Consider the following 24521-nt stretch of genomic DNA (forward strand, 5'->3'; position numbering starts at 1 on the left):
TTATGCAAGGTCAAATCGTTCGATTAAATATGGTCTTATGTAGGATACAAAATATAAAGAGCCTGTGATGATTATGACATCATCTGATGTTGCATCACTTAAAATAGATTCGAAAGCTTCTTTTGGATTCTCGATGGCTTTCTTGTTTTTGTGATGGGTTTGTTCTAGCAAAATAGACAGCTCAGCGGTACGTTTATAATCAAAGTGGGTTAAAGTCACACTATCCGAAATACTCGAAACACGATTTAACATGATTTCGGTTTCTTTATCCGACATCGCACAGAATAAACTGTGGATGTGCCTATTTGGATACATGGATTCTATACTTTTACATAACGCTTCAATACCATGACGATTATGTGCCCCATCGAGGATGACAACAGGATGTTTACTAAATACTTCAAAACGGCCAGGCCACGCGGTTTCATGGATACCTTCTTTGATCATTCGAATCGGGGTTTTAGGAAATAAATAATTCACAACTGAAATCGCTAAAGTAGCATTTTTGGCTTGATATAAACCTTGTAAACGCGGTTGATAATAATGGTATTCATAAATGAATTCAAGTGGTTCATTGGATTCAATCACATAGTGTTTATCTGTAATTGAAATTAATGGTGCATTTAAAGATTTACATGTCGCTTCAAATTGAGGAATTAATGCCTCATCCACGCTTGTGAAAAGTGGGATATTCGGTTTGACAATCCCCAATTTATTGAATGCAATCGACTCTAAAGTATTGCCAAGTTGTTGCATATGATCAAATCCAATGTTTGTGATAACTGACGCAATTGGGTTACAAATATTGGTAGCATCTAGTAATCCACCTAACCCCACTTCAAGGACCACTAAATCGACTTTTTGATCTTTAAAGTATTTAAAAGCAATCAATGTCACCAATTCGAAGAAAGAGAGCGTTTCACCGTAACTTTGATGGAATGTCTCGTTGAAATCGTGTATTTCATTGATATAAACCAATAAATCCGCATCCGGAATCATTTCTAGGTTCACCTGGATGCGTTCATTGAACTTGAGAATGTAGGGACTGGTATAAGTCCCTACTTTCATCTGTTTACTTAGAATGGTCGATAGATAGCTCACCACAGACCCTTTTCCATTAGTACCTCCGACATGGATGATTTTATAAGCATCCTGAGGATTTCCTAAGGCTAGAGCTGCTGCGCGCATTCGGTTTAAATCGGTTTTAGGTTTGAACTTAACTTGGTGTTCAATCCAAGCGATTGCTTCAACGATGTCTTTAAACATATTAGCCCAATTTCTTCATCAAGGCGTCGTATTGTGCTTGATAATTTGCCATTTTGGCTTGTTCTTCTGCTACTTTTTCAGGTTTTGCACGTTGAATAAAGTTTGGATTTTGAAGCATTTGTTTGACACGTTCTAGTTCTTTAGTTAACGTTGATAATTCTTTTTCAAGTTTTGCTTTTTCTTCAGATTCACTGATGATATCGCTCTTTAAGACGTAGAGTTCATAACCGGTACCAGCTAATAAAATGGTTTCAGCCGTTATGGTTTCCTTTTTAGAAATGATCAACTCTTGTGTTCTTAAGAAATGACTGAACATAGCCTTTTCGTTGTTTAAGAATGCTAAGTTGCTGATTACTTCAATGGTTAATGGTTTCGAAGGAATGATTTGCATCTCTTGTCGAAGTTGTCTGACTTTCGTAACCATTTCGAATAACACATTCACTTCTTTAATTGTGGATTCGAATGTGTAGTTTTGATCCTCTGGCCACGAAGCTATCATGATTGAGTCTTCACCTGTTAAGTTTTGATATAGACGTTCGGTAACAAACGGCATAAATGGATGTAAGAGTTTAAGGATTTGCTTAATGACATAGAGTAATACACGTTGGGTGTTTTCTTTACGTTCGTCTTTGAGGGTGACTTTCGCAATCTCAACATACCAACTCGCGAATTCGTCCCAAATGAAGTTATAAAGCGTTCTAGAAACTTCACCAAACTCATACTTATCATAGTTTTGATCTACTTCATGAATCACTTCATTTAAGCGTGTAAGAATCCATTTATCATAAATAGATAATGATTCCATCTCGAAATCATCACGTTTTTCATCAATATTCATGTCAATGAAACGGACGATGTTCCATAATTTATTGATAAAGTTCCAGGAAGATGAGACTTTTTCGGTTTCATATCGTAAGTCTTGTCCTGGGGCTGCATTGGTAGATAAGAAATAACGTAATGCATCTGTACCATACGTTTCAGATACATCCATAGGGTCCACACCATTGCCTAAAGACTTCGACATTTTACGGCCTTGCTCATCGCGAACTAGACCATGCATTAGGACATCTTTGAATGGCGATTGTCCTGTAAATTCAACCCCCTGGAAAATCATACGTGCAACCCAGAAGAAAATGATGTCATAACCAGTAACTAAGACATTAGTTGGGTAGTAACGCTTCAAATCATCCGTATTTTCTGGCCAACCTAAGGTAGAAAACGGCCAAAGCGCACTGCTAAACCAAGTGTCTAAAACGTCTTCATCTTGACGGTAGTCAGAGCCTGGTTGTGTAACAGAGACAACCACTTCATCCCCTTTATACCAAACCGGAATACGGTGACCCCACCATAATTGACGGGAGATGCACCAGTCTTCGATGTTTTCTAACCAGTTTAAGTATACTTTTTCAAAACGTTTTGGTACGAATTCAGTATCACTCTTCTCAATCGCTTGTTTTACGAGTGGTCCCATCTTAACAAACCATTGTAAAGATAATCTAGGTTCAACAACAACACCAGTACGTTCGGAGTGGCCAACATTATTGACATAGTCCTCGATTTTTTCGACTAAATTATGAGTCTCTAAATCCTTAACCAATTGCTTTCGACATTCAAAGCGTTCTAAGCCTTCGTACTTAAATGCCATCGCGTTCATATGGCCATCTTCAGTCATACATAATGGCATCGCTAAGCCATGACGTTTACCGACTTCAAAGTCATTTGGGTCGTGCGCAGGGGTAACTTTAACGACCCCAGTACCAAAACTCATATCAACATAATCGTCTGCGATAATCGGAATCTCTACTTTTGTATTTGGAATGTATACTTTTTTACCGATAAATGATTTATAACGTGCATCTTCAGGATGAACCATGAGTGCTTGGTCAGCAAACATCGTTTCAGGACGGGTGGTTGCGATAACCATATATCCACTGCCATCAACGAGTGGGTATCTAAAATAGAAGAGTTTGCTCTTGGTTTCGACAAATTCAACTTCAATGTTTGAAAGTGCAGTCTTTGCTTCAACGTCCCAGTTAATGATTCGGTTACCGCGGTAAATTAAACCTTTATTATAGAGTTCAATAAATACAGTTTGAACCGCTTCAGATAGTTTTTCATCTAAAGTAAAACGTTCTCTGGAATAGTCTAAAGAAAGACCTAAAACAGCCCATTGACGCTTAATATGACCTGCATATTCATCTTTCCAAGCCCAAGCCTGTTCTAAGAATTTTTCTCTGCCGATATCGTATCGTGAAACACCCATTTTCTTTAAACGTTCATCGACTTTCGCTTGAGTAGCGATACCAGCGTGGTCCATCCCCGGTAAGAACAAAGCGTCATAACCTTGCATACGTTTACGTCTAATGATGATATCTTGCAAAGTGCCATCCCAAGCATGACCAAGGTGCAGTTTACCCGTGACATTTGGTGGTGGAATCACAATACAAAACGGTCTTTGTTTTTCTCCTGTTGCTTTAAAATAGCCCTTATCGAGCCAATATTGATATAAATCGGTTTCTACCGCTTTATGATCGTATTTTGTGTCTAGTGTTGTTGCCATAATAGTTGGTTCTCCTTATACATCGTTTTGGTTATTTCATATTCAGCCACACGCATGTTCACTGCGATGCCAAACAACTTAAATTCTTTGATTGCTTCATTTTGAAACACAAATCCGCACTTTTCAATAACACGCTTACTGGGGTGATTTTCAATAAAGTGCCCACAACGGATGGTTTGTAAATCCGTTTGTTCAAATCCATAGAGAATGATAGCTAAAGCAGCTTCTGTCATGAGACCCTGGTTATGATACTTCGGGTGTAAAACATACCCTAAGGATTTTGTTTCTGCGCCTAAATCTCCTTCAGCATGAAGTCCAATCGTTCCAATTAAGGTATCCTCACCTTTAAGTGTTATACCCCAAACTTCATTTGAATGCAGCATGTTTTGAATGACGTGGAGTGACTCCTCTACTGTTTTATGGGGTGTCCAGCCTGCTTTAGGTCCCACTTCATCCAATTTAGCATAATCATACATCGCTTTAGCATCCTCCAGCACTAGTGGTCGTAAAACGAGTCGCTTCGTTACAATACGGTCCAAAATATCATCCCCTTACAAAAGAAAAAGTCCCTAAGAATTTGCATTCTTAAGGACGAATCATCGTGGTACCACCTTAATTCTACCCCTACTGGAGTAGCACTTCATTACCGATAACGGGGGTCATCCGAATTGAGCTACTTTGCTTTCACTCAATTAACTCCTGGGCTACCTTCAAAGATTCACTGCAGATTTTTCACCAACCAATCTGTCTCTATTCACGTGGTTATCTTTTACTCTTCCCATTCTTCGTTTGTTTAATTGTAGCACATTACTTTAGGCTTGTAAATGGTCTTAAGCTTTAAGGATATATAAAATCCCAATCGTACCTTTACCACAATGTGTCGAGATTACACAGCCAGCTTGGGTTTCAATTAACTGTTTAGGCATACCCATAGTTTGTAATTTTTCAAGCATATAAGCCGCTGACTTATCCGCTAGTGAGTGGGTCACCATCACGTAATCTAAATCGATTTGATCGTATAAGGATTGATAATCTTCTAGCATAACATCTAGTGCTCGTGTCATTTTACCAATGGCCTTCTTATATACATCGAGTTTTCCATTGTTTACTTGAATAATCGGTTTAATTGCGAGTACACCACCTAAGAAAGCAGATAATGCTGAGCATCTACCACCTTTGTATAAATAGTCCATCGTTTGGATTGCGAATTGACTTCTGACACGTGGTGTAATGTCATCTAAGGCTCTTTTGATGCTTAAGGCATCTAAACCTTGATCTCTTAAGTCACAACCTTTTAAAACAACTAAACCAACGCCTGAGGATAGGTTATTGGAATCGACAATGTGGATACGTTCAGAATCGACCATATCTTTTGCAATCAAAGCACTTTGATAGGTTCCCGATAATTTTGATCCTATGGTAATACAAACAATGTCATAGCCTTGTTCAATAAATGGTGTGAATTGATTAACGAACTCACCTGGTGAAACTGCAGATGATTTTGGTAAATAACCAAGTTCATCGACTTTATCATACAATTCAGGGGTTGTTAGGTCGATGCCATCACGGTAACTTAAATCACCGAAATTGACATACAGGGGAACAACGTGGATATGTCTAGATTCAATCAAATCTTTGCTTAAATCACAGGTTGAATCTGTCATAATGATAACTTTATTCATGTAAGTCCTCCTCAAATAGGGTATGGATTTTTTCGATGCCGCGTTTAGATTCACTAGATGTTGGAATCATTTCGACTTCTGCATCATTTAATTGGGCTTTAATCATTTGAATATTTTTTGAACGTTCACTTTGATTTAACTTATCTTGTTTAGTGAGTAGAATTGTGACGACATAACCGGCATTTCTAATCGATTGATAAACTTCAATATCGTCTTTTGTTGCACCTACTTTCATGTCAACTAACATGAAAATACGCTTTAAAGATTCCCTTGTTTGAATATAGTCTAACAACATCGCTTGGAATTGCGCGATTTGCGTTTGGCTTCTTCTGGCATAGCCATAACCAGGGGCATCCACTAAGTAGATTTCATCATTGATGTTAAAAAAATTCATCGTAATAGTTTTACCTGGTTCTGAGGAAGTTCTAGCCAAATTTTTACGATTCACGATCGCGTTAATCAATGAGCTTTTTCCTACATTGCTTCGGCCTAAAAAAAGGTATTCAGATTTTAAAGGTTCGGGGTAATGGGACGCATTGGTTCCACTTTTAACGAACTCTGCACTACGAATTATGTACATTTAATAAATCACTCATTTCGAAAACATTATATCATAGAAATCCGTTAGATTTTGCACGGTTTACTATTTTTTTTAAATAACCCATTAAAAAAGCCCATTGCTGGGCTTCTATTAATGTTTGAATGCAACTTCAAATACTTCAGAAATGTTCGCTACGGAAATGATTTTTAGAGCATTTTTGACTTCAACTGGGATGTCTTCAATGTCTTTTTCATTTTCTTTAGGAATCAAAATGGTTTTTAAACCACTACGGTGTGCTGCAATGGATTTTTCACGTAAACCACCAATTGGTAAGACATAACCCCGTAAGGTCATTTCACCAGTCATACCAACTTCTTTATCGATAAGCTTACCTGTAATGGCGGATAAAATAGCGGTTGTGATGGTAATCCCTGCTGATGGGCCGTCTTTTGGAGTGGCCCCTTCAGGGACGTGCACGTGAATATCGTGTGTATCAAAGAATACTGGATCAATGTCAAACTTTTCAGCGTTTGCTTTTACATAGGATAATGCGGTTATAGCACTTTCTTTCATGACATCGCCTAATTTACCAGTTAAGGATAGTGAACCTTTTCCTTTAAAGTAAGTGACTTCAACAGAAAGTGTATCACCACCAAATTGTGTATAAGCTAAACCTGTAGCCACCCCAACTTGGTCTCTCACATCTGCTAGATTGTGGGAGAATCGTTGTTTACCTAAATAGTGTTCCACATTGTCTAAGTTTACATCAATACGTGGTTTCTTCTCCATTAGGATTTCTTTAATGCCCTTACGGATTAGAGTTCCAATGAAGCGATTGAGTTCACGAACCCCAGCTTCTCTTGTGTAGTGACGGATGATGTGATAGATGGTTTCATCGGTTACTGAGAATTCTTTGTTGGTAATACCGTGTGCCTTTAATTGTTTTTCAATTAGGTGACTTTTCGCGATATTGAACTTTTCAAATTCTGTGTAAGACGACAATTCGACTATTTCCATACGGTCACGAAGCGGTGCTGGAATATTTTCTAAGTAGTTCGCTGTAGTAATAAATAATACTTGTGATAAATCATAATTTTCTTCTAAATAGTGGTCAGAGAACTTAGCGTTTTGTTCTGGGTCTAAGACTTCGAGCATCGCTGAAGCAGGGTCACCTTTATAGTCTGAGCTCATCTTATCGATTTCATCTAATAAGAATACTGGGTTCACTGTTCCAGCATTTTTCATACCAGTTAGAATACGTCCAGGTAGCGCTCCAATATATGTTCTTCTATGTCCACGAATTTCCGATTCGTCTCTTACACCGCCTAAAGATTGTTTAACAAACTTACGTCCGAGTGCATCTGCAATCGAAATCGCGAGTGAAGTTTTACCAACCCCAGGAGGTCCTACTAAACAAAGAATGGTTTGTGGATTCTTCTTTGTTGATATTTTGACAGCTAGATATTCCACAATACGGTCTTTAACTGAAGTTAAGCCATAGTGGTTCTTATCGAGTTTTTCTTGAACTTTAGAAAGATCATTAGAGTCACGGCTCGCTTTTTTCCAAGGTAGCGCAACTAAGAAATCGAGATAAGTTTTAATAATCCCAGATTCTGCCATAGCTGGCGGAGTTGAGGAGTATCGAGCCAATTCTTGAAGGGCTTTTTCTTCAATTTCTTTTGGCATCTTCGCAGCGATGATCTTATTTCTAAGTTCATCTACTTCATCTTCTTTGCGTGCTTTATCACCTAGTTCATTTTGAATCGCACGCATTTTTTCTCTCAAATAGTATTCCTTTTGAGATTCATCAATCGAGCGTTTAACTTCTTCATTGATGTGTTGTTCAAGTTCAGATACCATCTTTTGTTTTGCAACATCCTCTAATACCATTTTGAGTCTGGTATTTAAGTTTTGTTCCGCAATATAACGGTATTTGTCTTGTTCGTTGCCTTTTAATCCCGCGACAATAGTGTCAACGAGTTTGTCAGTAGTTAATCCAGATTGAACGGTTCTAACGACTTCTTGGGCATTATTCAATACGATATTCGCATTATTGACCACTTCACTCATGACCATACGCACCAACGTCATTTCTTGATCGACATCCGAAGTGATGGTTGTGGTTTCTTCATATTCAGCAACAAAGAATGGAGATGTTAAGAAATACTCCTTAACTTTGATACGAGATATGATATTGAATTTTGCTTTGAGGTTGCCGTTAGGTAACTTTAATTTCATGGTTGTTTTGGCTAAAACACCATACTCTTCTATATCCTCAGGCGTTGGATTTTCGATGAGAGGATTCTTCTGAATCAAAATTAAAATATAATTACCAAATGAGTTTTCCGATTCATCCAAAGCTTTAAATGAGATCGGTCTTCCGATTTCAGTCCTAAAATCATTGTTTGGAATAGGAACTATGCCCCTAACAACGATTGCAGGTAGGTTTTTTGATTCCATATAATCACCTCTTGCTTATATTATATACAAGAACATCTTGTAGTGTCATCATTATACCGAAATATACCACAATTTGCAATCGAAACACATGAGTGCCAATTATGTTTTTAAATAAAGGACACCGAAGTGCCCTAAACTGATTAAACTTCTTTAACGCTTGCAGTTAATAAATCAATTGCTTTATTGAAAGTGACTTCGTTTGACACAACTTCAGGGTCTAATTGTTTCTTCACATCAGCTACCCCTAATTTGTACATTTTAGCAATCTCGTCGTATTTAGCTTCGATTTCTGCTTCAGTCGCAACGATGTTTTCTTTTTGAGCAACGGCTTCAATGACTAAGCTTGTAAGAACGCGTTCTTTAGCTTGCTTGTTCATTTCGCTGTTGAATTGATCCATAGTCAAACCATTCAATTGAACAAACATTTCAAAGTCGATGTTGTATTGTTTAGCTTGATTTTCAACGTTTTTACGTAATTGATTGACTTCTGAGTCGATCATTTCTTGTGGAATGTCGACAGTTGCATTATCACAAGCAAACTTAACTGCAGTACCTGTGATGCGGTCAGCTTCACTGGATTCTTTTTGGGATTCTAAAGATTTCTTAATATCTGCTTTTAACGCTTCAACCGTTTCAACACCTTCACGTTTTAATCCAACAACGAATGCGTCATTAAGTTCTTCTAATTTAGCAACTTTAAGTTCATGTAATTTCACTTTGAATACTGCTGGTTTACCGGCTAAGTGTTCAGCTTGGTATTGTTCAGGGAATACGACATTCACGTCTCTAGATTCACCAATTCGTAGACCTAACATACCTTCTTCAAATCCAGGGATGAATTGTCCAGACCCGATAACGAGTTCATAGTTTTCTGCTTTTCCGCCATCAAATGGAACATTGTCTACAAAGCCTTCAAAATCGAAGATTGCAGTGTCTCCATTTTCTAGGACATCTGTTGTTTTCGCTTCTAATGATGAGTTTTGAGCTAATAACTTTTTGATTTCAGCGTCAATTTCTGCATCAGTTGCAACTAAGTTCTTCTTCGCTACTTCAACACCTTTATAATCACCTAATGTAACTTCAGGTTTGATAGGAACGATGATGGATAACGAGAATGGTTCGCCTCTTTTAACATTTTTGATGTCTAAATCAATTTGTGGTTCACCGACTACAGTAACTGATTTTTCATCGAAAATTTGTTGATATAAATGACCGATGACATGGTTTAAAGCATCTTCATATAGTGATTCTACACCAAATTTATTTTCAAAAATATTTCTAGGAACTTTGCCTTTTCTAAAACCCTTAATTTCGACGTTTTGAACAGCGTGATCAAACGCATGATCTAAGCCGTGTTCGAATTCGTGAGGGGTTACTTCAAACGTAAACTTTGCACGATTTGTTGATAGTTTTTCAAATTTCATTGATTTTCCTCCTAAGCCTATTTAATTATAGCATAATCTTCTTTTTTGTAAATGTTTTTACCCACTTTATGTAATAATATGGGGACTACATGTTACTAAAATCTTATGCTATAATGTTAGTGATAGATAATCTATGGTCTTTTAACAAAGGAGTACTACAAAATGAAAAAATTCTTCGGCTATATTCGTAATACCATTGTCATTCTTGCTCTACTTTATGTTACGAGCCTTTTTGTCGATATCAAGATTGAAGGTATTCCACTCAATTCACTCTATGAGAATGCTGCTAAAGAAACCATTAAATTGGTTGAAGATGTCATTGATAGAATACGAAAAGAACCTGAAGTCACTGATTTAACCATCGAACGAACTCAAGAAGGTCAATATATTTTTACAACCACCATCAAGAATGTATCGAAGGATGAACTCATTTCGATTACGGTCGATGGGGTAACCTATACCACATTTGAAATCATTGAGCGTCGTAATTTAATCGAGGTTAAATTTCTCACAGACATCACATTTGAGTCTGGTGAAGCTAATAAGCAATTCACAGTGGAGTCGATTAAATATACTAGAAATGATTCCGAGAAAATCTTGAATACCAATATCATTGGAAATGCGTTCAAATCTATTGATTTAGCAGTTGTAAATCAAAAGAAAATAAGTGTCGTTGGTATGTATAATTGCAACCCAGGTAATGTTGGTCTTGTATGTACCTCATGGGGTTCCGGAGTATTGTTCCGTAAAGACACTCGCGAAGTTAGAGACAGCCTAATCCCTTATACTATATTCGATTACTATATCATTTCAAATGCACACGTAGTTCAAAATGGATCCATTTTTAAAGTCACATATAATGGTGAAGAACTCGATGATGCACGTGCAACCGTCGTTGGAGTCTATACTCAAAATACGGATTTATCCATTCTTAAGTTAACAACTACTGCCAATTTAACCGTCTTAGATGATGATCAGTTTGATACCTACGAAGCCGTTCCAGTTTACAAAGATCAAACCGTATTCTCAATTGGTTCACCGGTTGGACCTATGAATTTCAATACCGTTAAAGAAGGAAAAGTAACTAAACTCGATGTCCCTATCAGTTTGGGTGATGATTCTGCGTTCTGTATCGCAACCTGTAATTCATTCCAAACGGATGCTGCTTTAGGACCTGGGTCTTCTGGTGGAGCGATGTTTGATAGTGCAGGTAATTTAATTGGTATCCACTTCGCTGGTAATGAAGACAACACCATTTCATCCGAAATCCCAATGGAAATCGTATTTGACGCGATTAAAGCTATTTTAGGTGAAGACTAAAATCAAACAGGAACTCGACGTGAGTTCCTGTTTTCATATTATAAAGATTCGATTTTAACCGTTTTATAACCGGCTTCGGTAATCGCATTTTGAATGGCATCATTTGAAACAGCTTGAGTGACTTCCACTAGTGCGTCATTTTGTTTTAAATTGACAACCACATTGGTAATCCCTTCGATTTCGTTAAGTGCATTGGTTACATGCTTTACACAGTGCATGCAGCTCATGCCTTCAATTTGAATTCTTTTTTTCATGCTTGTTCCTCCTTTCTTTGAGGTTTAAATCGCTTTAATCTAAGCGCATTCGCTACCACACTGACGCTTGAGAAACTCATAGCAGCGCCTGCTAGCATCGGGTCTAATAGAGGTCCACCAAATAAATAGAGGACACCCATTGCGACCGGAATCCCAAGTGTGTTATAGAAAAACGCCCAGAACAGATTTTCTTTAATATTCGTGATGGTCTTTTTGGAGAGTTCAATCGCTGTTGACACATCCATTAAATCGTTGCGCATCAATACGATGTCAGCCGATTCAATCGCTACATCCGTTCCATTACCAATCGCAATACCCACATCGGCTAATGCGAGTGCAGGGGCATCATTGATACCATCGCCAACCATCGCGACTTTATAACCTTGGTCTTTAAGTTTGCCTACTTCTTTGGATTTATCTTCAGGTAAAACCTCAGCAATCACATGTTCGATGCCCACTTCTTTTGCAATGGATTTTGCTGTAATCGCATGGTCTCCAGTCATCATGTATACAATAATACCTTTGGATTGAAGTGCTTGAATTGCCTTTTTCGATGATGGTTTAATTGTATCAGCTATTGCGATTAAACCAGCTAGTTTTTGATCAATAACCACATAAATAAGCGTATTTCCATGTTCAGAAAGTTCATCAGCAAGTTTTTGGAGTTGCCCAATCTTAACTTTTAAACGATTGACAAACTTTAAATTACCAATGTTTATAGATTTACCTTCAATCACACCTTCAACACCAAAACCAGGATGATTTAAAAATGATTCTACTGGTTTCAATTTATAATTTCGCATCGTCGCTTGTCTAACGATTGCTTCACCCAATGGGTGCTCGCTCTTTGACTCAAGGCTCGCAGCAATTTGAAGTAATGCTTCTTCTGAATAATCACTCGTCGACAATACTTGTTTAACCTCAGGTACGCCTTGTGTGATGGTACCTGTTTTATCGAGTACCACAACATTAACCTCATGGGCTTTTTCTAATGCTTCACCACTTTTAATTAAAATACCATTCGATGCACCTTTTCCAGTACCGACCATAATCGCTGTTGGTGTTGCTAAACCGAGTGCACAAGGGCAGGCTATAACTAAGACTGCAATCATATTTTGTAAGCTGAAATCGATACTTTCGCCTTTAATCATCCAAAAAATAAATGTAAGTGCAGCTAAACCCAGCACAATCGGTACGAAAATACCTGAAATGGTATCCGCTAGTTTCGCAATCGGTGCTTTGGATGATTGGGCATCTTCAACAAGTTTAATAATTTGTGAAAGTGTAGAATCTTTCCCAACTTTGGTTGCTTTAATCGTTAGTGCCCCATTTTTATTCATGGAAACGCCAATCACTGGGTCTCCAATTTTCTTTTCAACCGGTATGGATTCGCCTGTAATCATGGATTCATCGATAGAGGATAAACCGTCTGTGATAATGCCATCAACCGGAATACGTTCTCCTGGTTTAACTAGGATAAGGTCATCCTTTAAAACGTCCTCAACCGGTACTATAGTTGGTTCACCTTGGATGAGAACCAATGCGGTTTTAGGTGATAGATCGACCAATTTCTTGATAGCTTCCGATGTTTTGCCTTTTGAGATTGTCTCAAAATACTTACCAAGTAGAATCAATGTGATGATGACTGCAGCAGATTCAAAGTATAAATCAGCCATGTGAACTTGATCAGTGAGGATTAAAATAGTCGAATATATCCCATGTACGAAAGCAGCTCCTGTGCCTAACGCTACGAGTGTATCCATGTTTGGATTTCGATGGAAAAGGGTTTTAAATCCAATTAGATAGAATCGATATCCAATGATAATGACGGGAATGGTCAAGAATAATTGTACTAAAGCGAATGTTTTGGGTGCGCTATGTGGGTCTAACCACATCGGTAGTGGTAAACCAATCATATGCCCCATCGCAACATACAGTAAAGGTATCGAGAATACAGTTGCTAAAATAAACTTGATGAGCATGATTTTGGAAGCTTGATCTTTTTTCTTTTGATGTTCATCGAGTGTTCTTTCGGTTTGTAGTTTGTAACCAGCAATCATAACTTTTCGTTTTAGAAGGTCTTGGTCAAATAGACTAGGGTCAACCGTAATACGTAATTTTTCTGTAGTTAAATTGACTTCAGCATTGATTACACCAGGTACCTTTTTGGCTGTTTTTTCAACAGCGTTCACACAGGCTGCACACGTCATCCCTTCGACAGAATACTGTTTGGGTTCGGTCATTAGAATCGCTTTGTATCCTGCTTTTTGAACACTGTTTGTGATATCTGATAGGCTTACTTTAGTAGAATCAAAAGCAACTTCCATTTTATTCGTGACTAAATTGACAGAGACTGAACTGACACCCTCCACTTTAAGTGCTGCTTTTTCAACACTCCTGACACAAGCGGCACAGGTCATCCCTTCAATTGTGAATGTTTTTTGATCCATCTTACATCATCCTTTCAATTAATGATTCGATTTCTTTGATTTTTGCTTCTGCATCATTGCTTTGAATGGATTCTACCACACAGTGATTTAAGTGTTCGGATAATATTTGTTTATTCGCACGTTTGATTAAAGAGATGGTGGCCATCAACTGATTTGAAATATCCATGCAATAGCGACCATCTTCAAGCATTTTTAATGAGGCTTCTAATTGGCCTTTTGCGTTTTTTAAAGTTTGATATGTGGATCCATGTTTCATAATTTCCCTCCTCCCCCTGGGTGGGGGCATTACACATTATCATTATAACTCATAAAAACATAAATGTCCAAAGAAAAAGACAATCTTATTTAGAAAGACTGTCTATTAGTAGAAAAACTATTTTTTTGATTTTTCATATTGGACTGGCCAAGTGAGGTCATAACGCATGCGTTGTGCGAACTTCAGTGGAAAATAAGGATCTCTCAATGCCAATCTCCCAAAGAAAATCAGGTCTGCCTCTTCGGATTCCAAAACACCATTGGCCATAACAGGGTCCTCTATTAAACCACCAGCAATGACAATTTGATGTGTTTCTTTACGGATTTTCTTCGCAAACATCAATTGATAACCTGGATAATCATCAATTGGAACTTTGACGAGACCACCGGAGGATACATGAATAATGTCGACATACCCATGCGGAATCCCATTAATAATCTCAGCCCATAAAGCTGGATGTAAACCCTCTTTTATATAATCTTCAGCGGATATTCTTAAGGCTAATGGTAGTTCTAATGGCCATTCGCTTCTAATCGCTTCAATCACTTCATATAAGAATCGGTTTCGATTGACTTGAGTGCCCCCATATTGATCAGTTCTCGTGTTCGACAGGGGAGACACGAATTCATGGATTAAATAGCCATGTGCGGCATGTATCTCGATACAGTCAAAATTTGCTTCTTTAGCACGTCTCGCAGCTTGACGGTATTTTTCGATGATCTCTTTAATCTCATCTACTGTTAAAGCGGAAGGCGTAGGATAGCCTTCAAACCCAATTTCTGACGGCGCTTTTGGTCTGTCTGTAGCTCTCGATTTACGTCCTGCATGAGCGATTTGCAAGCACGCTTTCGCATCATTAGCATGGATTTGTTTGGTAATCCATTTCAACCCTTTGACATGTTCGTCATCCCAAACACCTAAATCATGCGTGGTAATTCTGCCTTCAGGTTCAATAGCAGTCGCTTCAACGACAATAAAACCGATTTGACCGACAGCTCTAGACGCATAGTGAATGACATGAAAATCTGTAGCCATACCTTCTTCTGTCGCACTATACATACACATTGGTGGCATCACTATTCGGTTTTTCAACGTCATATTTTTGATTGTTAATGGTGTAAATAGGTGTGTCATACTTGATCTCCTCGATCTGTGGATTTTAGTACCTTATCCAGCTCATTCTTGATTTTTTGCATCTGAACATCGGTAGATGCGATGATTTCTGCACATTTTTTGAGTTCATCTTTCAATTCAATTGGAATTTTTACGTTGTTTTTGTACTTCATGTCATGTTCTAAACTTGCCCAAAAGTCCATTGCGATGGTGCGAATTTGGACTTCAACACGAACACGTCTTTTCGAATCACTAAAATAAACAGGGATTTCGATGGTTAAATGAAGACTACGATACCCATTTTCTTTGGGTTTTTTGATGTAGTCTTTTATCTGTATCAAAGTGATATCATCTTGTGATACGAACATATTTGCAATCTCATAAATGTCGTCTAAGTAGGTGCACACAATTCTAACCCCTGCGATATCGTTAATGTGCTTTAGGTTATCTAAGGTTCGATCGAGTCCATACCTATTTAGTTTGTCTAATATACTTTGACTTTTCTTTAATCTGACTTTGATAAACTCAATTGGATTACGTGCATAACGCATATTTAGTTCATCATTTAATATTTCAAATTTGGTTTGGACTTCTCTCATTGCCGAGTAGTATGCCATCATTAATCGTTGGTATTCCGTTTGTTGATTAGAAAACTCAACAGGTGGTTTTAGCGTCGAATCGGTTAAAAGGTTTTTTTCAAGTTCAATAGACACATTGAAATCCTCACTTTCGTCTACGTTTATTATATCATAATAAGGGATAAAATCGAGTCCAATCCAGGTTTTAACAAGGACTGTTTAATTTTTAAGAAGACATACATAAAAAAATACAAAACTTTGAATTTTGTATTTTTTGTTATTTTTAGATGAATTTTAGGATTTCTTCAGCCAATTCGTTTGGTTTATCAACCAGTGGAGAGTGGCCACATTGTTCAAATTTGATGTATTTAGCCTTCGGTAGTGCAGCTAAATTATCCAAAACCATGTATTCGGGTACGGTTTTATCTAATGTACCCCAAAACATCAAGGTGTCCGCTTTAATGTGTTTGATTGAACCATCACCTTTAGTATATAAATTCGGTACATCGCTCATATTTAAGCATGCAAGCGCGTAGTCTGCATCTACTAAACAACGTTGTTTTAGTGTTTCTTTGATGTAAAGTTGGTTAGCTTCAGGTGTTGGTTTGTTGTGCGTATAAATGGTTAAATCGTAGATATAGGACATAAAGAACGCGTTTTCGGTCGCGATTGCTTCTAAAATAGGCTTCACTTGAAGTGGGTCAGTAGCGAGTTCATCTTTCGATTTATAACCTTCTGTGAGAATTGGTGCGTTATTTTTATCTTTTTTAAAGATTGGATAACCTTTATGGGTTGTCGAGTTTATTAAAATCAGTTTATCTACAGAACGTGGGTATCTACTCGCAATTTCCATCGCGACGCCACCACCTAATGACCAACCGGCAATGCTGGCTTTTTCGATTTTTAGTTCACTCATAAAGAGTTGAACATCGGTTGCGAGATTCGCTAGGGAGTCAAACTTAGATAAGTATGAGGAATCCCCAAACCCTCTTAAGTCTAACGCAATGACTCGTATATCATCAGGTAAACGTTCAATTAGCGGTAGATAGTAGACTGATGAGGATAAATTCCCATGTATTAAAATGAGTGGTTTTCCTGAACCTTTTTCCAAATAAGCATACGTTTCACCGTTCTTGAGTTGAATAAATTTCTTTTCCATGAATTGCCTCCTAGATATGATAATGTGTGTCTTTCGCGTTAATAAAGCCTAAACATAAGGTTGTAAATAAAAGTGGTTTTTCATACATTGACGCGTGTCCAGCTCCTGGAATTTTAACCCAATGGGATTTTGGAATTCTTTTTGCAACATAGGCTTGATTATCTACTGGTGTCAAATAGTCTTCTTCTGCAGAAACTATCAATGTTTCAGCTTCAATCTCATGGATTATATCTTTCACATCATACGATTCACTAGATAGCGTTAAACGTTCCATTTGATCTAAGAACTCTGGATTTGAGAAGACTGGGACTAAAACCTGTTTACGGTTTTTCATCCATACTTGTTGTTCTTCGTAAAATTTTGGAGAGTATATGACTGGAATAGCAGTATTGTAATAAGCTTCTCCATTACGGGTTTTACCAGCTGCAATCCAAGCACGACCAATGTCCTTTAACCATGGATTTGTATAAGCAGCGGTATTAAATAATACTAAACGATCGACTAAATTTTTATGTTGAAGTGCGAACTGAATCGCAATCTCTCCCCCATAGGATATCCCAACAATGGAAGCTTTTTCAAGTTTTAAATGATCAAATAATGATTTTAATAGATCAACTTGAATTTGATGCGTATAATTTTGACCAATTAACTTTGTAGATTGACCTTGATCAAAGAAGTCAACTCGGATTAATCGGTTATTCGCTTTGAAACTTTCAACAAATGGTGCCCAACTACGGGTACTCATCATGATGCCGTTTAATAATACAATTGGTGTTCCATAGCCTTCATCCTCGAAAAATACTTGCTTGTCGTTAATCCAAAAATGACTCATGGAGATATCCTGCTTGAATCGCTTCTTGGGTTAATTGTTCTCTAAATTTTGGATGGGCTATTGAGATTAATAATTTGGCTCTTTCACGAATGTTGGTTCCGCGTAACGCAACCATTCCGTATTCGGTAACAACATAATCCACATCGTTTCTAGATAAGGATACTGCTGCACCTGGTTTTAACATAGTGACAATCTTAGATACTTCTTCACGTTCACCGGTCACTGGGTTTTTAACCATCGCTGTTGAATATAGAGCGATAAAGCTTCTACCACCTTTGGCATTTTGTGCACCAACTGCAGTATCACTTTGACCACCAGTACCCGAGAATTGTTGTGTACCAATCGATTCGGAACAACATTGTCCGCTTAAATCGATTTCGATGGTTGAGTTGATAGATACTTGGTTATCATTTAACCCAATAATTGCTGGGTCATTGACATATTTACCATTTAAAATCCAGCAAGACGGGTTGTTATTGATGAAGTCATAGAGTTCTTGTGTGCCTAATGCGAAACAAGCGATGTGTTTGCCGCGATGTAAAGTCTTACGTTTACCATTGATGACACCTGCTTTAATTAAGTTCATCATTTCATTGGTGAACATTTCAGTATGAATCCCTAAGTCTTTTTTGCCATAAAGAGATTTCGCTACCGCATTTGGCATACCACCGATACCAAGTTGAATGGTATCTCCATCATGGATTTTATCCGCGATCAAACGACCAATAATCATATCTTTTTCAGTCGGTTCTGCATCTGGAATAGTTGGAACTGGGTAATCGGCTTTGACTAAGTAATCGACTTCACTGATGTGAACTTCAACATCCCCAATGGTTCGTGGAAAATTAGGGTTCACTTCAAGGATGACGAGTTCTGCGGCTTCAACCATCTGTTTTTCATACACATTTGAAGTCGATAGTGAGATAAATCCATGTTCATCAGGCATACTTGCAGCTGTAACGAACATGTGTGGTTTCTTATAAAATAAACGTTTATGCCCTGCTAAGTGTAAATGGTTAGGAATAAACGAGATATTGCCATGGGGATGTACTTTTCTTAGAACATTGGTATAGAACCAACCATCTAAATTGAATTTACTGCGGTATTTTTCGTCCATAAAAAAGTCTGCATTGACGATCGGTAAGCAGTTAGTTACCGTAACTTTTTCGATGCGATCGGCACAGAGGTGTAAATTCGCCATAAAGAGTTGTGGCTCATTGGCCGCCATTCCTACAACGATTTCATCTTTCGGTCCTACTAAATCAATCATTTCTTTAACAGTAATGTATCTGGCTTGTTTCATAAGTGACCTCTTTCAAAAAAATAGGAACCTGGAGGAGCGATTTGCTCCCCCAGCCCTAAGTTTAGTTAACGCTTAGCGTTGATTTGTTCTAGTGATTCAATGTCTCTAATTTTTACGAATGCATGTTTAGCTGCTGAAACGACGAAATCTGTTTCAACAACACCTTCAGTTGCAGGGTTATCGCCTTTAACTTCAGCTGTGAATGCTAATTTAGATAATGCCATTGAGCTAATACCCCAACGCATACCGTCTGAGAAGTCAATTTGACCACCCATTGGGATGTCGATTGGTGCAGATTCCATAGCAGTGATGTAAGATTTGAATGTTAATTCATTTGCGCCTACACGGTCAAGACCAGCTAAGAATACTTTAGCAGCAACATATCCAGCCATTGCGAATGCGTTCGCAGTGTAGTTGTTAGCAGCGCCGACAGTACCATAACCTGCAGCTGTCATTGTAGCAACGAATGCCCAGTATTCAGCGGAGAAACCATATAAACCTTGTGGGTCAACGATGTCAATCCAAGCAGATCCATAAATGTCAAAACCGTAGTCTTTAACAGTAATGGTAGATGCGTTTGTATTAACATAGGATGTGATAACAGGAGCAGTGTTGCCTAAGTCATCTAAGGAAGTTAATGCTTGGTTGAATGGTGCTTGGTTACCAGCAACGATAATTACGTCTGGTTTCTTAGCTAACATAGATTTAACAACAGATTCAGTTGTTTCAGCAAGGAATGACATAACGATTAAGTTCTTTTCACGTTTAGCATTCTTAGCTTCTTCAATGATACCAGATGCGATGGATTTACCAGCATCATCATTAGTGTATAATACACCAACTTTAGCGTCTGTAGCTAATTTAGCATCGCCATTTGGACCAAATAATGATTCAGAAATAGCTCTTGCATAAGCGATTCTACCGTCTGTTTTGTAGATTGGTTGAACAGCCATAACTGGGTTCCCTGGAGTATCGCCGAAGTATAATTGGTTAATACCTGTAGCTGCATAAACCATTGGAATGTGCTTTTCAAGAATGTAAGGTAAGGTAGCGTTAACGGTACCTGTACCAACGTGTCCAACTAATGCGAACACTTTGTCTTCTTCAACTAATTTTTTAGTATTAGTTAAACCGGTTGATGCGTCAGAGCCATCATCGTATGTAACGAATTCAATCTTTCTAGCGACATCTTGTCTTGCATTGTATTCAGCAAATACAGCTTCGATAGCTGCATTAAACGGAATACCAACTGCTGCGAATCCACCTGTTTTAGGTGCTGTGTTACCAACTTTGATGGTGGTAGCTGTGACGCCTTGAACTAAACCAGCAGGTACAGCTGGAACTTTTAGTTCTTCAACGTCTAGGTTTGGTAGTGAACTACCGCAAGCCGCTAACATAAGTGTTAACGCCATGACGAAAACTAAAACTAATTTCTTCATATTCTTCTCCTTATTTTTATCCATTTCTGGATTTTAACCCTTTTTATTTTTTTTGACCGAGGTAAGCATTGACAAGTTCATCGTTGGTGATGAGGTCAGAAGCTTTACCTTCCATTTTGACTTTACCAAGTTCTAAAACATAGGCATAGTCAGCAATTTTTAATGTTTGATACGCATTTTGTTCAACGATGAGAATGGATTTCCCTTCATTTTTAATGCGTTCAACAATCTCAAATATTGCTTTTACGATGAGCGGTGCCAATCCGAGTAAAGGCTCATCTAATAACAGTAATTCTGGGTCGCCCATCAGGGCACGTCCGATGGCAAGCATTTGTTGTTCCCCACCAGATAGTGTGGAAGCTTGTTGTTTACGACGTTCTTTTAAGACTGGGAAGTATCCATAAACCATATCAAGAAGTTGTAGGACACGTTGTTTCTTAGAAACTTTAACGATTTTTGAAACCCCATTTTCTGTGATGGTTTGAGAACTACTCTTGAGCCCATACGAACCCACCAGCAAATTTTCTTCTACAGTCAATCCTCTTAAGATCATACGACCTTCAGGCGATTGTAAGATACCTGTTTTCGCAATCTTGTAGGTGTCCATGTTGGCGATGTTTTTACCATTATAGAGGATTTCTCCTGATTGGGCTTTAACTGCGCCTGAGATGGATTTAATCAATGTGGTTTTACCCGCACCGTTCGCACCTAGAATCGCAACAATCGAGCCTTTCTCAACTTTCATTGAGACACTCTTGATTGCTTTAACAATACCATAGTCAATGACTAAGTCTTTAATTTCTAATACATTCATCGTTATTCACCCCCCAAATAAGCTGTTTGAACTTGTTTGTTGGATTGAATTTCGGTTGGAGTCCCAATCGCTAAGCGTTGTCCAAACGACATCGCACAGATGCGGTCACAAATGCCCATGACGAGTTCCATATCGTGTTCAACTAAGATGATGGTAACACCAAATGTTTTTTGAATGTTTTGAATGGTTTTCGCAAGTTCAAGTGTTTCGGTATCGTTGAGACCTGCAGCCGGTTCATCTAAGATAATCAATCGAGGATCACTCATGAGAACACGTGCCAATTCGATTTTCTTAAGGATTCCGTAAGGTAACCCATAAGGTATTACATTCTTATAAGCAATGATGCCAAGTGAGGTTAGAATTGATTCTGCTTTACTTCTTAAAATCGCTTCTTCCTTTTTAAGTTTAGGTAAATGTAACATTTGTTCAAAGAAATTCACTGTAAATAACGAATGTGCTCCAACTAAGAGGTTATCTAATACAGTCAATTCCCAAATCAGTTCAACGTTTTGGAAGGTTCTCGCAATCCCAAGGTCAATGACTTTATGGACAGGATAATCGTTTAAGTTGTGTACATCACCATGGTGGTCTGTGTAATAAACTGCACCTAAAGTTGATTTATAGAACTGTGTGATACAGTTAAATACGGTTGTTTTACCAGCACCGTTTGGACCTATCAGCCCAAAGATTTCACCTTTTTTAACTGAAAAACTCAAATCATCTACTGCTTTTAAACCACCAAATCGCATGGATAAGTGGGATAAGGATAAGATGTGTTCTTCATTTGTGATTGCATCTTCTTTATCTTTAGCAATCGAAAGTGAAACTTCTAGTTCTTTCTTACGATTAACATCGGTTTCTGTTTCTAAGCGTTTTTGAATTTCAACCAATTTGGTTTCATTCTCAACCTTGATTTTGCCTGAATAGAGGGTTGCTTTCTCGTTAAGTGCTTCAACCTTCTTTTCTAGCTTTTCAATCATAGGTTTGTATTTTTCATTCCCATAAGCGCGATAGAATTGAATTTTCTTCTCAATCTTGGCCATTTTATGGGTGTAGTGTGTAAGTAGTTTTACGTTTAACTGTTCCATTTACTTACCCACCTTTTTGCTTAATGCTCTTTTTTTGTACTTATATTTGAGTTCATTGACTAAACCAGCCAATCCGTTTGGATAAAACATGGTCACAACAATGACTAAAATACCTGAGATGACAAACGATAAGTTTGCGTAAGGGGTATTATTGAATACTACCTTAAATACCATTAAGTCTAATCCGAAGATTACAAATGCGCCAGCCAGCACGCCCCAGATGGATTTAGATCCACCAATAACAACCGCCGCGAGAATATTTAACGATAACGCTAAACCGAACTCTGCAGGTTGTGCAAATCGGATGAATCCCATGTAAAGGATCCCAGCCAATACTGCATAGACTGTCGAGACAATAAACGCCATTAAACGGTATTTAATCAAGTTGATGCCCATGGCTTGAGCGGCTGAATCATTGTTTTTTAAAGACAATAAGGCTCTACCAAATGGACTGTTGATCAAGTTTAATGTTAAAATCATTGCTAACACAACCGCTATAATCACCAGTACAAACGTCATTTGTGAGTTTAGTTCCATCGTGAAGATACTGATACGGTTGATGAGGGGTGTTCCGGATGGTCCACCAGTGAGTGCATCTAAGTTTGTGAAGATTTCCGTTAGAATCTCAGACATCCCGAGGGTAACAATCGCGAGATACATACCTTCGATGCGAAGCGATACGATACCAAAGAGTGTCCCTACTACTAAAGCGATGACAACCCCTAATACTAAAGTAACGATAAACGGTAAGTTCAATACATCGATATTACTATAGGCGATGGTGGTACCAATCAATATGAAGGATGCAGTCCCTAAGGAGGCTAAGCCGCCATATCCAATAAGTAACGCAAATCCTAGAGCCACAATGTATAGAATCAATGTTCTACCCACAGCATTGATGATGGTAACACTCATGTATTTAGAGAGAATTGGAATTAAGAGTAAGACTATACCAAATAATAAGAATTGGTATAACGGATTTTTAAGCTTTAATTTAAAGTTTTGTAGGATATTTTTCATGATTACACCTTCTTCGCAATCTTCTTACCAAACAATCCATAAGGTTTGATCAGAACAATAATCATGACAAACAAGTAAGTGGCTGTTTTACCCCAAGGATTGAAGTAAACAGCGAACAAGTTATCAAAAATGGTGAATAATAATGCGCCTACTACTGGTCCAAAGAAGGTTGAGAAACCGCCTAGGATTGCTGAGAAAAACGCTTGAACTTGAGTAGAAATCATCAAGTATGGTGTGACGTAGAATCCATCACGGTTAGAAGCCATAATAATAGCTGCAACTGCACCAATACCACCTGCAATCGCCCAGCTCATCGCTGTGATAAACTTGGTATTGACACCCATCATCGATGCCACTTTTTCATTTGAAGCTGTCGCGCGAACGCCTAAGCCCCATTTACTGAAGCGTAGCATTGCAAAGATGGTACCTAGAATAATCGCACTGAGGAAGGTGGTTAAGACCATCTCTAGTCTAACAGGAATCCCCATATCACGGAAGAATGTGACAAAGATATTTAAGAATTTACCCAAAGATGAGTCCACCAAGTTTTTCCCCATACGTGGTAATGGTAACGCATCGACTCCAAATGTCATTGGTAAGACACCGGTAATGATGAGAACCATACCCATAGTAATGATTTGCTTACCCACAGGATTTAAGAAACGTGAGTTTCTGAAGATAAGCACATCGATGATCATCGAGATGATGAAACTTACCAAGATTCCTGCAAGAATCGCTACTAAGTACTCCATCAAAGTCGGTGAAGGTACCGTTGGATTGGTAAAATCTGGATTGGGTAGTAATAAATAAGAAGTAATGAAGGCAGCAATCGTACCAATCATCCCTTGAGCAAAGTTCGTTGTGAACGATGTCTTAAAAATTAATACAATCGCAAATGTAGCTAAGATGAGGGGTGCACTTGTAAATAGAGAGGAAATGAATATGTCAATGAATAAATCCAT

At 38.1% G+C, this 24521-nt stretch carries 21 protein-coding genes and 1 other annotated feature; of the genes, 1 reads left to right on the forward strand and 20 read right to left on the reverse strand.

Features of this window, described 5'->3' with window-relative positions; all coding sequences use genetic code 11:
• From N7603_RS05255 to tig, 7 genes are all read right to left on the reverse strand, one after another.
• Complete coding sequence (locus N7603_RS05255) at window positions 1–1266, reverse strand: bifunctional folylpolyglutamate synthase/dihydrofolate synthase (RefSeq protein ID WP_262096318.1); 1266 nt, start codon at window positions 1264–1266, stop codon at window positions 1–3.
• 1 nt (window position 1267) lies between these two features.
• Entirely contained in the window at window positions 1268–3826 is a 2559-nt protein-coding gene (locus N7603_RS05260; RefSeq protein ID WP_262096319.1) for a valine--tRNA ligase, read from the reverse strand.
• Window positions 3811–4365: a GNAT family N-acetyltransferase gene (locus tag N7603_RS05265; RefSeq protein ID WP_262096320.1), complete on the reverse strand. Its 555-nt coding sequence runs from the start codon at window positions 4363–4365 to the stop codon at window positions 3811–3813. The genes N7603_RS05260 and N7603_RS05265 overlap by 16 nt, the downstream gene beginning before the upstream one ends.
• 45 nt (window positions 4366–4410) lie before the next feature.
• Window positions 4411–4621: a binding site (T-box leader), on the reverse strand.
• A 35-nt stretch (window positions 4622–4656) separates the two neighbouring features.
• Window positions 4657–5508 carry a DegV family protein gene (locus tag N7603_RS05270; protein WP_262096321.1) on the reverse strand — a complete coding sequence of 284 codons (852 nt, stop codon included), beginning with the start codon at window positions 5506–5508 and terminating at the stop codon, window positions 4657–4659.
• Entirely contained in the window at window positions 5501–6088 is a 588-nt protein-coding gene (yihA, locus tag N7603_RS05275) for a ribosome biogenesis GTP-binding protein YihA/YsxC (RefSeq protein ID WP_262096322.1), read from the reverse strand. Before yihA ends, N7603_RS05270 begins: the two co-directional genes overlap by 8 nt.
• 111 nt (window positions 6089–6199) lie before the next feature.
• Window positions 6200–8509 (reverse strand): endopeptidase La, encoded by a 2310-nt coding sequence (gene lon / locus N7603_RS05280; protein WP_262096323.1) that lies wholly within the window; start codon window positions 8507–8509, stop codon window positions 6200–6202.
• A gap of 140 nt (window positions 8510–8649) precedes the next feature.
• Window positions 8650–9933, reverse strand: a complete 1284-nt coding sequence (gene tig, locus N7603_RS05285) for a trigger factor (protein ID WP_262096324.1) — start codon at window positions 9931–9933, stop codon at window positions 8650–8652.
• 162 nt (window positions 9934–10095) lie between these two features.
• On the opposite strand from tig, the gene N7603_RS05290 reads away from it, so the two are divergent.
• Window positions 10096–11253, forward strand: coding sequence for a trypsin-like peptidase domain-containing protein (locus N7603_RS05290; RefSeq protein ID WP_262096325.1), 1158 nt, complete (start codon window positions 10096–10098; stop codon window positions 11251–11253).
• 38 nt (window positions 11254–11291) lie between these two features.
• Here the strand turns inward: N7603_RS05290 and N7603_RS05295 are convergent, their stop codons facing one another.
• The 13 genes from N7603_RS05295 to N7603_RS05355 all read right to left on the reverse strand — a co-directional run bounded on the left by N7603_RS05295 (window position 11292) and on the right by N7603_RS05355 (window position 24521).
• Entirely contained in the window at window positions 11292–11507 is a 216-nt protein-coding gene (locus N7603_RS05295; RefSeq protein WP_262096326.1) for a heavy-metal-associated domain-containing protein, read from the reverse strand.
• Window positions 11504–13957, reverse strand: a complete 2454-nt coding sequence (locus N7603_RS05300) for a heavy metal translocating P-type ATPase (protein WP_262096327.1) — start codon at window positions 13955–13957, stop codon at window positions 11504–11506. The genes N7603_RS05295 and N7603_RS05300 overlap by 4 nt, the downstream gene beginning before the upstream one ends.
• 1 nt (window position 13958) lies before the next feature.
• Complete coding sequence (locus N7603_RS05305) at window positions 13959–14213, reverse strand: metal-sensing transcriptional repressor (protein WP_262096328.1); 255 nt, start codon at window positions 14211–14213, stop codon at window positions 13959–13961.
• 117 nt (window positions 14214–14330) lie between these two features.
• Window positions 14331–15347 carry an NADH:flavin oxidoreductase/NADH oxidase gene (locus N7603_RS05310; protein ID WP_262096329.1) on the reverse strand — a complete coding sequence of 339 codons (1017 nt, stop codon included), beginning with the start codon at window positions 15345–15347 and terminating at the stop codon, window positions 14331–14333.
• Complete coding sequence (locus N7603_RS05315; protein ID WP_262096330.1) at window positions 15344–16039, reverse strand: GTP pyrophosphokinase; 696 nt, start codon at window positions 16037–16039, stop codon at window positions 15344–15346. Before N7603_RS05315 ends, N7603_RS05310 begins: the two co-directional genes overlap by 4 nt.
• A 148-nt stretch (window positions 16040–16187) precedes the next feature.
• On the reverse strand, window positions 16188–17063 hold the full coding sequence (phaZ, locus tag N7603_RS05320; protein WP_262096331.1) for an intracellular short-chain-length polyhydroxyalkanoate depolymerase: 876 nt from the start codon (window positions 17061–17063) through the stop codon (window positions 16188–16190).
• A gap of 10 nt (window positions 17064–17073) precedes the next feature.
• Window positions 17074–17895 (reverse strand): alpha/beta fold hydrolase, encoded by an 822-nt coding sequence (locus tag N7603_RS05325; protein WP_262096332.1) that lies wholly within the window; start codon window positions 17893–17895, stop codon window positions 17074–17076.
• A complete protein-coding gene (locus N7603_RS05330; protein WP_262096333.1) occupies window positions 17876–19198 on the reverse strand; it encodes an acetyl-CoA hydrolase/transferase family protein in 1323 nt (440 codons plus the stop codon). The genes N7603_RS05325 and N7603_RS05330 overlap by 20 nt, the downstream gene beginning before the upstream one ends.
• A 65-nt stretch (window positions 19199–19263) precedes the next feature.
• Complete coding sequence (locus N7603_RS05335; protein ID WP_262096334.1) at window positions 19264–20637, reverse strand: ABC transporter substrate-binding protein; 1374 nt, start codon at window positions 20635–20637, stop codon at window positions 19264–19266.
• A 43-nt stretch (window positions 20638–20680) separates the two neighbouring features.
• Complete coding sequence (locus N7603_RS05340; RefSeq protein WP_262096335.1) at window positions 20681–21451, reverse strand: ABC transporter ATP-binding protein; 771 nt, start codon at window positions 21449–21451, stop codon at window positions 20681–20683.
• 2 nt (window positions 21452–21453) lie between these two features.
• On the reverse strand, window positions 21454–22539 hold the full coding sequence (locus N7603_RS05345; protein ID WP_262096336.1) for an ABC transporter ATP-binding protein: 1086 nt from the start codon (window positions 22537–22539) through the stop codon (window positions 21454–21456).
• A complete protein-coding gene (locus N7603_RS05350; protein WP_262096337.1) occupies window positions 22540–23559 on the reverse strand; it encodes a branched-chain amino acid ABC transporter permease in 1020 nt (339 codons plus the stop codon).
• Window positions 23560–23561: 2 nt separating this feature from the next.
• Complete coding sequence (locus N7603_RS05355; protein ID WP_262096338.1) at window positions 23562–24521, reverse strand: branched-chain amino acid ABC transporter permease; 960 nt, start codon at window positions 24519–24521, stop codon at window positions 23562–23564.

Origin of the sequence: Paracholeplasma vituli, from assembly GCF_025446935.1 — a bacterium.
Lineage (GTDB): Bacteria > Bacillota_I > Bacilli_A > Acholeplasmatales > UBA5453 > Paracholeplasma > Paracholeplasma vituli.